Origin of the sequence: Streptomyces sp. NBC_00178, assembly GCF_036206005.1 — a bacterium.
GTDB lineage: Bacteria > Actinomycetota > Actinomycetes > Streptomycetales > Streptomycetaceae > Streptomyces.
This window is the reverse complement of the sequence record NZ_CP108143.1, coordinates 2,757,369-2,769,890: the sequence shown is the minus strand read 5'-3', so window position 1 is coordinate 2,769,890 and position 12,522 is coordinate 2,757,369. Positions and strand designations below refer to the sequence as shown.

8 protein-coding genes and 2 tRNA genes are annotated in these 12,522 nt (G+C 71.5%); 8 read left to right on the top strand and 2 right to left on the bottom strand.

What is annotated here, in order from left to right:
* Positions 1–7: 7 nt before the first annotated feature.
* Positions 8–81, bottom strand: a tRNA-Lys gene (locus tag OHT61_RS11850).
* A gap of 169 nt (positions 82–250) precedes the next feature.
* On the opposite strand from OHT61_RS11850, the gene OHT61_RS11845 reads away from it, so the two are divergent.
* The 3 genes from OHT61_RS11845 (at position 251) to OHT61_RS11835 (ending at position 4,721) form a co-directional block, all read left to right on the top strand.
* Positions 251–1,525 (top strand): peptidoglycan-binding protein, encoded by a 1,275-nt coding sequence (locus OHT61_RS11845; RefSeq protein ID WP_329037606.1) that lies wholly within the window; start codon positions 251–253, stop codon positions 1,523–1,525.
* Positions 1,526–1,562: 37 nt separating this feature from the next.
* Positions 1,563–3,962 carry an SPFH domain-containing protein gene (locus OHT61_RS11840; protein ID WP_443049409.1) on the top strand — a complete coding sequence of 800 codons (2,400 nt, stop codon included), beginning with the start codon at positions 1,563–1,565 and terminating at the stop codon, positions 3,960–3,962.
* Between the two features lie 168 nt (positions 3,963–4,130).
* Positions 4,131–4,721, top strand: a complete 591-nt coding sequence (locus tag OHT61_RS11835; RefSeq protein WP_329037604.1) for a lytic polysaccharide monooxygenase auxiliary activity family 9 protein — start codon at positions 4,131–4,133, stop codon at positions 4,719–4,721.
* A 59-nt stretch (positions 4,722–4,780) separates the two neighbouring features.
* Here OHT61_RS11835 and OHT61_RS11830 read toward each other — a convergent pair.
* Positions 4,781–4,854 (bottom strand) — tRNA-Lys (locus tag OHT61_RS11830).
* Between the two features lie 224 nt (positions 4,855–5,078).
* On the opposite strand from OHT61_RS11830, the gene OHT61_RS11825 reads away from it, so the two are divergent.
* The 5 genes from OHT61_RS11825 to OHT61_RS11805 all read left to right on the top strand — a co-directional run bounded on the left by OHT61_RS11825 (position 5,079) and on the right by OHT61_RS11805 (position 12,478).
* Positions 5,079–6,089, top strand: a complete 1,011-nt coding sequence (locus OHT61_RS11825; protein WP_329037602.1) for a LacI family DNA-binding transcriptional regulator — start codon at positions 5,079–5,081, stop codon at positions 6,087–6,089.
* A gap of 168 nt (positions 6,090–6,257) precedes the next feature.
* On the top strand, positions 6,258–7,622 hold the full coding sequence (locus OHT61_RS11820) for an extracellular solute-binding protein (protein WP_329037601.1): 1,365 nt from the start codon (positions 6,258–6,260) through the stop codon (positions 7,620–7,622).
* 7 nt (positions 7,623–7,629) lie between these two features.
* Positions 7,630–8,601, top strand: coding sequence for a carbohydrate ABC transporter permease (locus OHT61_RS11815; protein ID WP_329037599.1), 972 nt, complete (start codon positions 7,630–7,632; stop codon positions 8,599–8,601).
* A gap of 14 nt (positions 8,602–8,615) precedes the next feature.
* Positions 8,616–9,503: a carbohydrate ABC transporter permease gene (locus OHT61_RS11810; protein WP_329037597.1), complete on the top strand. Its 888-nt coding sequence runs from the start codon at positions 8,616–8,618 to the stop codon at positions 9,501–9,503.
* Positions 9,504–9,532: 29 nt separating this feature from the next.
* Complete coding sequence (locus tag OHT61_RS11805; RefSeq protein WP_329037595.1) at positions 9,533–12,478, top strand: carbohydrate-binding protein; 2,946 nt, start codon at positions 9,533–9,535, stop codon at positions 12,476–12,478.
* Positions 12,479–12,522: the final 44 nt, after the last annotated feature.

The following is a 12,522-nucleotide window of genomic DNA, read 5'->3' as shown; positions in this document are numbered from 1 at the left end:
TGTTGCGTGCGCCGTCAGGGACTCGAACCCCGGACCCGCTGATTAAGAGTCAGCTGCTCTAACCAACTGAGCTAACGGCGCCTGCTGACCTGGAGAACTTTACCCGATGGGCGGGGGTGCTCCTGACCAATTCCCGGCCGTCCGGCCTGTCGCATGGTCGTTTTGTCCCTTTAATCCGTCAACATGAGTGATGCCGGAAAGCTGAGTCGTGGAAGCTCCGGACGGCTGCCGAGGGAAAGGGAGTAGTCGCATGACTGTGCCGGTCTTCGAGGAGTACGAACCCGCCGCCGACTGCGGATGCGCGGGGTGCGCCCAGGGGCGGCGCGAGACGGCCACCACGCCCGTACGGCACGGAGGCCACCCCGCGGCGCACGGTGTGCGCCGCGCCCTGGTGCTCGTCACCGCGGCGGGCATGGTGCTCTCCTGCGGGGCCGACGAGGCGGCCGCGGCCGCCTCGGCCCGGGACACCCGGGCCAACACGCCGGCCGACCCGCAGCCGGTCACCCCGCAAGGATCGGTGGGCCCCCTGAACAGCGGCGGAACCCCGGGCCCGCCCTCCGCCCCCGGCACCGTCCAGCGCACCACGACCCGGGCCGACATCATCAACCGGGCCAAGAAGTGGGTGACCGCGAAGGTCCCGTACGACATGGCGGCGTACTGGTCGGACGGGTACCGGCAGGACTGCTCCGGCTTCGTGTCGATGGCCTGGAACCTCGGCAGCAACGAGTGGACCGGCAGCCTCGCCACCTTCGGCACGAAGATCGCCAGGGCCGACCTGCAGCCCGGCGACATCCTGCTCTTCCACAACCTGGCCGACCCCGCGGTCGGTTCCCACGTCACGGTCTTCGGCGGCTGGAGCGACCACACCCACAGCCACTACCTCGCCTACGAACTGACGCGCCCGACCGCGCGGAAGGCGACGACGCCCATGGCGTACTGGAGCAACTCCTCCAAGTACGTGGCCTACCGCTACAAGGGCGTCGCCGTCAGCGGGTCGGCGACCGCGTTCCCCGGTGCGGGGAAGTTCGGCCCGGGCGCCGACAACGCCCACGTGACCCGGCTCGGCACGCTGCTCATCGCCCAGGGCGGCAAGCGCTTCTACAAGCAGGGCGCGGGACCGCGCTGGAGCGACGCGGACAAGCGGGCCACGCAGGCGTTCCAGCTGGCGCAGGGGTGGAAGGGCAAGGAGGCCGACGGCCTCCCCGGCCCGCACACCTGGCGGCTGCTGGTCGCCGGAACCGGCAAGCGGATCCCCGCCGCGGCCACGGGCGGCAGCCCCGCCGGGACCGAGGCGTACCCGGGCCGGAGCTTCTTCGCGCCCGGCCGGTCCAGCGCCCATGTCCGGAAGCTCGGCACACGCCTGGTGGAGAAGGGATACGGCAAGCACTACACGACGGGCCCCGGGCCGGACTGGACGGAGGCGGACCGGCGCAACGTCGAGGCCTTCCAGCGGGCCCAGGGCTGGAGCGGCGGCGCGGCGGACGGATACCCGGGGCCGGAGACATGGCGCCGGCTCTTCGCGTGACGGCTCAGGTGACGGAACGGACATGACGGAGGCGGGAATGCGATCCACGGAGAACGTACGCGGCGAGTGGGACGAGCTGGGGGAGAGGGGGCCGCGGGTCGTCGTGCCCGGACCGGGCGCGGGTGACGCGACCGCCGTGACGGCGGGCGGCGGCCGGCCCGTGGAGGACGACGGCGCGCGAGCCGACGACCTGCCGCGGACGGCCGACGCGCCCTCGTGCGGCGAGGTGCCGGCAGCGGCGGTCGACATGCCCTCGTGCGGCCCGGTGCCGGCGGCGGCGGTCGACGTCGACGACATCCCGGCCGACCTGGGGCCCGCGCTGGACGCGGTGGCAGGGGTGGGCAGGGCTGCGGGCGGCGCCCCGCCGGACCTCGGACCCGCGCTCGACCTGCTGCCGGACCCGGACGGCGAGCCCGGGCGCGCGCTCCTGACCGAGCCGGTGCGCGGGATCCTGAGTGAGCCCGTACACGAACCCGTGCCGGTACCCGAGACCACGCCGCGGTGGGGATCGGGGCCCGTCGTGGCCCGTGCTGCGGATGAGCTGGACGCGCAGGCTGAGGCTGCTGCGGAGCGGCCGAAGCCGAGGTGGGCGGCGCTGGGCGACCCGCAGCCCAGGTGGGGGGCGGGCCCGGTGGGCGCGCCGAAGCCCGCCTGGGGGGCCCGGCCTCCGCGGGACCCGGACCCGGTGCGGGACGCCGGTGACGTGCGGGACGCGGCCGGGCCGGCCGTACCGGTGGCGGACGCCGGACGCGTGGCGGACGCCGGACCGGTGATCGACCTCGGACCCGACGTCGGCACCACGCCTGACCGGCGGACCGAGGCGGAGCGGGACGCCGTCCCCGTGACGGAGCCCGAGCCGGTGGATGCCGCCCCGGCGACCGGCCCGGTACCGCCACCGGTGGACGGGCCGGTCGCGATCCCCGGGCCGGTGCTGCACGAGGAACCGGTCGCCGGGCCGACGCCCGCAACGGACACGGCGGCCCAGGGCGCGACCCTGCTGCCCGCCCCGCACGCGGGGCCCCACGAAGCCGTTCCCACGGCCGGGACGTGGACGGAGACGAAGGCGGGGACAGGGGTGAAGCCGGGGACCGGCGCCGCGACGGATACGGAGACCGGGGCGGCATCCCGCGCCCTCGGCTCCCGGCTGCCGTCCGCCGCTCCCGCCCCGCCCCGGACTCCGGACCGCGCGCCGGAGGACGAGGGCGCACTCGCGGCGGACGCCGACACGGCCCTGCTGCCGGAGTTCGCGGCCACGCCGTCCGGGGACGCGGTCCGGCCGCGCGAGGAGGCCCGCGCGGCGGTGACGATGGCCGTCGGGGCCGCCGACCCCGTCGCCTGGTGGGGCGCCGGGCGCAGACAGCCCGTCATCAGCACCGAGACGACCGCGCCCATCCCCGTCCACCTGCTCTTCCGCGACGACGACCACGGCGCCGGACCCGACGCGACGGGCGGCACCCGGCGGACAGCGGTGCGGCGCCCGCCGATGCCGCGCTCGCCGCAGACGCGCGCATCAGGACGCCCCGCACCGCTCGCCGATGCCCGGCTCGCGGAGCGCCCCGGACCCGCGCTGCCCGGCTGGGCGGCGCTGCTCACCGCCGCGGCCGGCGCCGTCGCGGGCCTCGCCGTGCTGTGGTGGCACGGTGCACTTCCGGCCGCCGTCCCGGACCTGCTGGGGATCGGGGCGCGCCCGTACGCCGGTATGGGCACCGGGTCCTGGGCGCTGATCGCCCTGCTGGTGACGGTGGCGCTCTTCGCCCTCGGCGGCCTCGGGCGCGGGCGGGTCGGGTACGCCTCGGTGCTCACCCTCTTCGGGGACTACCGGGGCACCGTCCGCCGCACCGGACTCCTCTGGGTCTCCCCGCTCCTGCTGCGGCGCCGCGTCGACGTGAGGCTCCGGCACTGGCGCAGCGAGCCGCTGCCCGCCGTGGACGCGAGCGGTACCGCGCTGCGGGTCGTCGTCCTCGTCGTCTGGCGGGTGAAGGACACGGCGCGGGCCGCGCTCGGCATCGCGGACCACGAGCGCTATCTGCGCGACCAGGTGGAGGCGGCGCTGGCCCGGGTGCTGTCGCAGCTCCCGGCGGACGCGTTCCACGAGGACACCCGCACCCTGCGCGACGCGGAAGCGGTGGGCGACGCGCTGACCCGGGTGCTGAGGGCGGACTGCGAGCCCGTGGGCGTCGAGGTGTACTCGGCCCAGCCGACCGGGATCGAGTACGCCCCCGAGGTCGCGGCCGCGATGCAGCGGTGCCGGGTGGCGGCCATCGACGCGAAGCACCGCGACGGAGTGCTCACCGCGGTCGTCGACGCGGTGGACGACACCGTCGGACGGCTGACCGCGCGCGGCATCGTCGAGCTCGACGCCTACGAACACAAGGCGCTGGTCAGGGATCTGACGGTGGCTTTCTACACCGGGCGCAGCGGCGGCGAGGGGGCCTGATCGCCTCTTCCCGTACCAGGGGGTGCGCCCAAACCCGCTCCCCATTGGTCTGGACATGTCCATGGCGTGTCAATAATCTGGACTTGGTCTAGACCGCAAGAGTGATGCGCGCAGCACAGCTCAGATCATCCCCAGAACATCCCCCACGTTCTCGAGGAGCGACACAGCATGCGGAAAAGGGCAAGCGCGGCCGTCATCGGCCTGGCGATAGCCGGCGTCTCCATGTTCGCGACCGGCAGCGCGAGCAGCCACGGATACACGGACACCCCCATCAGCCGGCAGAAGCTCTGCGCCAACGGCACCGTCACCAACTGCGGCAACATCCAGTGGGAGCCGCAGAGCGTCGAGGGCCCCAAGGGCTTCCCGGCGGCAGGGCCGGCGGACGGCAAGATCTGTTCCGGCGGGAACGGGCAGTTCGCCCAGCTCGACGACCCGCGCGGTGGCGGCTGGCCCGCCACCAGGGTCACGTCCGGGCAGGGCTACAGCTTCCGGTGGCAGTTCACGGCACGCCACTCCACGAGTGACTTCCGGTACTACATCACCAAGAACGGCTGGGACCCCACCAAGCCGCTCACCAGGGCCGCCCTGGAATCGCAGCCCTTCATGACGGTGCCGTACAACAACCAGCAGCCGCCGGCGACGCTGACGCACCAGGGCTCCATGCCGACCCAGAAGACCGGGAAGCACATCATCCTGGCCGTGTGGAACGTCGCGGACACCACCAACGCGTTCTACGCGTGCTCCGACGTGCAGTTCTGATCCAGCACAACGCACAGTGGGCGGTCTCCTCGGAGGGAGACCGCCCACTGTGGTGTCGGTGCGCCGTCAGGGACTCGAACCCCGGACCCGCTGATTAAGAGTCAGCTGCTCTAACCAACTGAGCTAACGGCGCCGGCTGACTCGAAAATAGTACCTGGCCGAACGGGGTGCTGATGACACGCGCTCCCGGCCGCCTCGCCGACGTGCGTGCGAGGCCCCCCGGACCCCCTTCCGGCGAGGCCCGCCGTGTGCCCGTAAGCCCCGCGTCCGCGCCTGCCGGAACCTGCCGTGACAAGTTCGTCGATTTTTTTCGTAAGTGATCTTCATTTTTGCGTAGCTCTTTGTAGGGTGAGCTCCGTGGCGAAACGACGACTCTCTCAAGTGGCCGAGTACGCGGGTGTCAGCGAGGCGACGGTCAGTCGCGTCCTGAACGGCAGCCCCGACGTGGCGGGCGCGACCCGCGAGGCGGTGCTCAGCGCGCTCGACGTCTGCGGCATCGAAAGGCCCCGCCGGTACCGGGCGGACCGGGCCGCCCTCATCGGTCTGGTGGTGCCCGATCTGCAGAATCCGATCTTCTCGGCCTTCGCGGAGGCGCTGTGCGGGCTGCTGAACAAGCGCGGGCTCATACCCGTGCTGTGCACCCGGACCGCCGACGGCGTCTCCGAGGCGCACTACATCGAGATGCTGCTCCAGCAGAACATCGGAGGCATCGTCTTCATCGGGGCCAGTTACGCCGACGCGGGTCCGGAACACGGCCGTGCGCTGCGCGAACGCCGGATCCCGATGGTGCTGATCAACGCCGCCGACGAGAACCTCGGGGTCGCCCAGGTCCGGGTGGACGACGCGCTGGCCGCCGACCAGGCGCTGACCCATCTCGCGGCACTCGGGCACGAGCGGATCGGCATGGTCCTCGGCCCGGTGGGGCACGTCCCGTCGGCCCGCAAGCTCGCCGGCTTCGCCGCCTTCTGCGCCCGCCGGGGTGTCGCCGCGGACGACTGGCGGCGCCTGGTGGTGCACGCGCTCTTCACCATGGAGGGGGGCGCCACCGCGCTGCCGCGCCTGCTGGCCGAAGGGGTCACCGGCATCGTTTGCGCCAGCGACGCACTGGCCCTCGGGGTGGTGCGCGGGGCCCGTCGGCAGGGGGTGTCCGTACCGCAGGACCTCTCCGTGGTGGGGTTCGACGACTCGCCCTTCATGGTGGCCACGGACCCGCCGCTGACCACCGCCCGCCAGCCGATCCAGGCCATGGCCTCGGCGGTCGCGGCCTCCCTGATGGCACAGATCGAGGGCCATGCGGGTGCAAACGAACTCATGATGTTCGACACCGAGCTGATCGTCCGGGGCTCCACCGCGGCCCGGCCGGCCTGAGGGTCCCCGGGGGTCCTCCGTGTTTCTTGCGCAAGCCGTGGAGATTACTTTCTTGCGTTGATGCATTGACTTCTTGCGTAACCGGCTTCTACCTTCGGCGCAGCTCAGTGCTCGGGGTCCGACAGCCCCGCAGCGGACCCCGAGGAAGGCGCGAATCCCATGGTTGGCATGCCAGGCACCAGCAGACGTCAGGTTCTCGGCTCGGCGACGGCCGCCGCTCTCGCCCTCGCCCTCACGGCGTGCGGCGGCTCCGGCTCCTCGCCCTCCGGCGTGGACAAGGACGGGGTGGTCACGATCAGCGTGAACGGCATGCCGGCCAAGACGCAGGCGGTCGACCGCAAGAACTTCATGGAGGACGTCGCGGCCTTCGAGAAGAGCCATCCGAAGATCAGGATCGACGCCCGTGAGGGCCAGATGGACCCGAAGACCTTCGCGGCCAAACTCGCGGGGGGCCAGCTGGAGGACGTGTACTACGTCTACTTCACCGACCCGGCCGGACTGATCCAGCGGCGCCAGGCGGCCGACATCAGCGAGTACGTCGGTGACGTGCCGTACTTTGAAGACATCGACCCGGCGCTGATGAAGGTCTTCAAGGACGCCGAGGGCAGGACGTACGGCCTGCCCACCGGCAACTACTCGCTCGGCCTCCTCTACAACCGGGCGCTGTTCACCAAGGCCGGACTCGACCCCGCGAAGCCGCCGGTCACCTGGGAGGAGGTCCGCGCCGCCGCGAAGAAGATCAGTGCGCTCGGTGACGGCACCGTCGGCTACGCCGACTACAGCAAGAACAACCAGGGCGGCTGGCACCTCACCTCGTGGATCTACTCCATGGGCGGGGAGGTGGCCACGAAGCAGGGAGGCCGCTGGAAGGCCGCCTTCGACAGCGAGGCGGGCCGCAAAGCCCTCAACGCCCTGCACGACATGCGCTGGACCGACAGGAGCATGGGCACCCGCCAGCTCCTGGAGATAGCCGACGTCCAGAAGATGATGGGCTCCGGCAAGCTCGGGATGTACATGGCCGGACCCGACAACATCCCCACCATCGTCAAGCAGTTCGAGCGGGAGTACGCGGAGTACGGCCTCGCCGCGCTGCCCGGCACCGCCACCCTCGGCGGCGGCGACGGCTTCATGTTCAACCCGAAGGCGTCCCCGGAGAAGATCGAGGCCGGGCTCCAGTGGGTCCAGTGGAAGTACCTGCGGAGCCCGGAGCGCGAGGCTGTCGACAGCAAGCGGTCCAAGGAGACGGGCGTGCCGATCGGGCTGCCGCAGCCCCGGCTGTTCGCCGGTGAGGCGCAGGCGAAGATCGACGGGATCCACGAGCAGTACGCCAACACGCCGGTCGAGAACTACCAGCCGTTCATCGAGCGCAACGCCCAGGTGGAGACCAAGGTCGAGCCGCCCAACGCCCAGCAGCTCTACACGGTCCTCGACGGTGTCATGCAGGCGGTGCTGACCAAGGAGGACGCGGACATCGACGCGCTGCTGGCCGAGGCGGCCAAGAAGGCCGACACCATCCTCGCCTCGGTGAAGTGACGTGACGATGTCCCTCCAGCCGCTCTCCGCCGAAGCGGAGAAGGCCACCGACGAGGACGGCCCCCCGTCCGGGCCCGTGCCCCGGACGGGGGCCCGGGCCGGGGCCTCCCGCCTCCGCAGGGCCGTCCGCGAGAACCTGGTCGCCCACCTCTTCCTCGCCGCCGGAGTGCTCTGCTTCGCACTGTTCTCCTGGTACCCGATCGTGCGCGGGGTCCTGCTCGGCTTCCAGCAGGTCACCTTCGCCGAACCGGCCCGGTGGGTGGGCCTGGACAACTTCCGGCGGCTGTTCGACGACCCGCTGTTCCCGACCGCCTGGCAGAACACCGGCTACTTCACGCTGCTCGCCCTGGTCTTCGGCTTCGCGGCACCGTTCGCCACCGCCGTCGTCCTGAACGAGCTGCGGCGCGGGCGCGCGTACCTGCGCATGACCGTCTACCTGCCGGTCATGCTGCCGCCCGTCGTCACCATGCTGCTCTGGCGCCAGTTCTACGACCCCGGTCCCGGCCTGTTCAACAACGTGCTGGAGACCTTCCGGCTGCCGGCCCAGCAGTGGCTGGAGTCGGAGAACCTCGCCATGGTCTCGCTGGTCCTCGTCTCGACCTGGGCCAACATGGGCACCACCACGCTGATCTACCTGGCGGCGCTCGGCGGCATCCCCGGCGAGCTGTACGAGGCCGCCGAGCTGGACGGCGCGTCGATCCGGCAGCGGCTGTGGCACGTCACGATCCCGCAGATGCGGTTCATCCTGATGATCACCCTGCTGCTCCAGGTCATCGGCACCATGCAGGTCTTCGTCGAGCCCTTCGTCCTGACCGGCGGCGGACCCGACGACGCCACGGTCACCGTGCTCCTGCTCCTCTACCGCTACGCCTTCGTCTACAACGACTTCGGCCTGGCCAGCGCCATGAGCACGCTGCTCTTCGTCGTGCTCGGCCTCTTCTCCGTCGTCTATCTGCGCCTGACCCGGAGCAAGGGCTGAGAGGGAGTACCGCCATGGCCGCCGAAACCCCCGTACGCACACTGATCGCGCCCGCCGAGATGAACCGGCGCACCGGCCGGTTCCTCCACCGCTTCGTGCTCACCGCCACCCTGACCGGCTTCACCGTCGCCTTCGTCCTCCCGCTCTACTGGATGGCGTCGGGTGCGGTGAAGTCCTCCTCCGAACTGGCCGACCCGAACCCCACCCTGTTCCCGGAGAGCTGGCACCCCGAGAGCTACACCGAGGCGTGGACGAACGTCGGGCTCGGCCACTTCTTCCTCAACACGCTCGTGCTCGCCCTGGGGGCGTGGCTGACACAACTGCTGGTGGACGTGTCCGCCGCGTACGCCCTCTCGAAGCTCCGTCCGGTGCTCGGGAACGTGGTCCTGGGCATGATGCTGGCCACGCTGATGCTGCCGGTGTCGGCGCTGCTCGTGCCGACGTACCTGGCCGTGGTCGACGTGCCGCTCCTCCACGTCAACCTGATCAACACACCGTTCGCGATCTGGCTGCCCGCCGCGGCCAACGCCTTCAACATCTTCATCCTCAAGCGGTTCTTCGACCAGATACCCGCCGAACTCCTCGACTCCGCACGGATCGACGGAGCGGGCACGCTCAGGGTCCTGGTCTCCGTGGTCCTGCCGCTTTCCCGCCCGGTGCTCGCCGTGGTGTCGATCTTCGCGGTCGTCGGAGTCTGGAAGGACTTCCTCTGGCCCATGCTCGTCCTCCCCGACGAGGCGAAGCAGCCGATCACCGTCGCGCTCAACCGGCTCTCGGAGTTCATGCCGGCCAACCAGCTGCTGGCCGGGATGGTCATGGCGAGCATCCCCCTGCTCGTCCTCTTCCTGATCTTCCAGCGCCACATCATCGCGGGTCTCACCGCGGGCAGCCTCAAGGGCTGACCCGCCCCCCAAGGGAAGGGCACACTGCCGTGTCTCCTGCACCAAGAAAGCGCTCCCGGGCCGCAGTCCGGCTCACGTTCCCCGTCCTCGCGTCCCTGCTCGGCACCCTGCTGTACGGGGCGGGGTCCGCCCAGGCGGCCACCGTCACCGTGGAGGCCGAGTCGTCCCAGCTGTCCGGGGGCGCCGCCGTCTCCACCGAACACGGCGGCTACACCGGATCCGGTTTCGTCGGCGGCTTCACCGACGCCCACAAGGGCTCCGCCTCGGTGTCCTTCGGCGTCACGGCCCAGGCCGCCGGCACCGGCTCGATAGCCCTGCGGTACGCGAACGGCACCGGCGCGACGATGACGCTGAGCCTGTACGTCAACGGGGCCAGGGTCCGCCAGGTCAGCCTGCCGCCGACGGCGAACTGGGACACCTGGGCCACCCAGCGCGAGACGGTCACCTACGCCAAGGGCGCCAACACGGTCGCCTGGACGTTCACCGGCTCCGACAGCGGCAACGTCAACATCGACCACAGCACCGCCGACACGTCCGCGGGCACGGGCACCCCGACCCCGGCCGGCGCGCTGGAGGCGGAGTCCGCGCAGCTCTCGGGCGGCGCCGTCGCCGCCGCCGACCACACCGGGTTCACGGGCACGGGCTTCGCCGGCGGCCTCACCGACGCCCACAAGGGCTCCGCCTCCGTCGCCTTCGCGGTCGACTCCACCGAAGCCGGGTCCGGTTCGGCATCGCTGCGGTACGCGAACGGCACCGGCGCGACGATGACGCTGAGCCTGTACGTCAACGGGGCCAAGGTCCGCCAGGTCAGCCTGCCGCCCACCGCGAACTGGGACACCTGGGCCACCCAGGAGGAGGCGGTGACGTACGCGAAGGGGGCCAACACCGTCGCCTGGACGTTCACCGCGGCCGACAGCGGCAACGTCAACATCGACAGCCTCACCCCGGCCACCCCCACCACCCCGACCGACCCCGGCGGTCCCACCACCCTGACCCACCAGGCCGAGGACGCCTTCGCCTCCGGCGGACCGGCCAGGACCACCGCCGTCACGGGCTACGAGGGGAGCGGTTATCTGTCCGGCTTCACCGCCACCGGAGCCCGCGCCGTCTTCGCCGTGAACGCCCCCGGCGCCGCGGCCTACCCGCTGACCGTGCGCTACCGCACTCCCGACGCCACCGCGTCCACCGTCACCCTGCTCGCCAACGGCACCACCGTCCGGCGGCTCACCCTCCCCGGCACCGCGGGCGCCTGGAAGAGCGCCGCCACCGACGTGCCGCTGCGCGCCGCGCTCAACCACGTCACCCTGCGCACCGCATCCGGGGACAACGGCACCCTCCAGCTCGACGGCATCGCGGTCACCGGCTCCACGCCCAACAGCACCCGCGGCGCGACCATGCCCTACACCGCCTACGAGGCCGAGAGCGGCAGCACCAACGCCGGCACGACAGGGCCCGACCGCACCTACCTGACCGTCCCGTCCGAGGCGTCCGGCCGCAAGGCCGTCGTCCTGGACGCCACCGGCGAATACGTGCAGTTCACGCTGACCAAGCCGGCCAACGCCCTGACCCTGCGCTACTCCGTCCCGGACAACGCGGCGGGCACCGGCATCGACACCACCCTGAGCGTCTACGCCGACGGCACCCAGCTCCGGGACCTGCCCCTCACCTCCAAGTACAGCTGGGTCTACGGCGGCTACCCCTACACCAACAACCCCTCCCAGGGCTCCGGCCACCACTTCTTCGACGAGACCCGCACCCTGCTCACCGGGACGCTCCCGGCGGGCACCGTGCTGAAGTTCCAGAAGGACACGGGCGACACCGCCGCCTCCTACACCCTGGACCTCGTCGAGACCGAGGCCGCGCCCACCGCGCTCACCATGCCGTCCACCGGCTTCGTCTCCGCGACCACGCTCGGCGTCACCCCGAACGACTCGGGCGACGACACCGGCGCCCTGAACTCCGCGCTGAACACGGCCACCGCCCAGGGCAAGGGCCTCTGGCTGCCCGCCGGGACGTACGACATCTCCGGGCACGTCGACCTCGCCGGCGCCGACCTGCGCGGTGCCGGCCAGTGGCACACCGTCCTGCGCGGCAGGAACGGCAAGGGCGGGCTCTTCGGGCGCGGCGGCACCAGCAACGTCCAGGACCTGATGATCGCCGGTGACGTCTCCTACCGCGACGACGCGAACTTCGACGCTGCGGTGGAGGGCGACTTCGGCAACGGGTCGACCCTGACGAACCTCTGGATCCAGCACACCAAGGTCGGCCTCTGGATCGACGCCCCGACCGACGGCCTGTACGCCGCCGGGCTCCGCATCCGCGACACCTTCGCGGACGGCGTCAACCTGCACAAGGGCACCAGGGCGACCGAGGTCTCCCGCAGCAGCGTCCGCAACACCGGCGACGACGGACTCGCGATGTTCTCCGAGGGCCAGGCCGTCACCGGCAGCGCGTTCCGCTTCAACACCGTGCAGCTCCCGATGCTCGCCAACACGGTGGGCGTCTACGGCGGCAACGGCAACCGGGTCGAGGACAACATCCTCGCCGACACGGTCACCGGTTCCTCCGGCATCGCCATCAGCAGCCGCTTCGCCCCGGTGCCCTTCAGCGGGACGACCTCCGTGCAGCGCAACACCCTGACACGCACGGGCGGTTACGAGCCGAACTGGCAGAGCAGGCTCGGCGCCCTCTGGATCTACGCCGACTCCTCCGACATCACCGCACCCGTCCTGGTCAAGGACAACGAGATCCTCGACAGCACCTACAGCGGACTGCTCGTCTCCTGGCAGAAGAACGTCAGCGCGCTCACCGTCGACGGACTCACGATCGACAAGGCCGGTTCGTACGGCATCGAGATCAACTCCGCGGGGGCCGGAACCTTCTCCCGCGTGACCGTGAGCGGCGCGGCCGCCGGCGGTCTCTCCAGTGCGGGTGGTTTCACGATCACCCGGGGCGCCGGCAACACCGGCTGGTAGCCCGACCGGTGCGGGCCCGCCCCTGACCTGCGGGCCCGCACCAC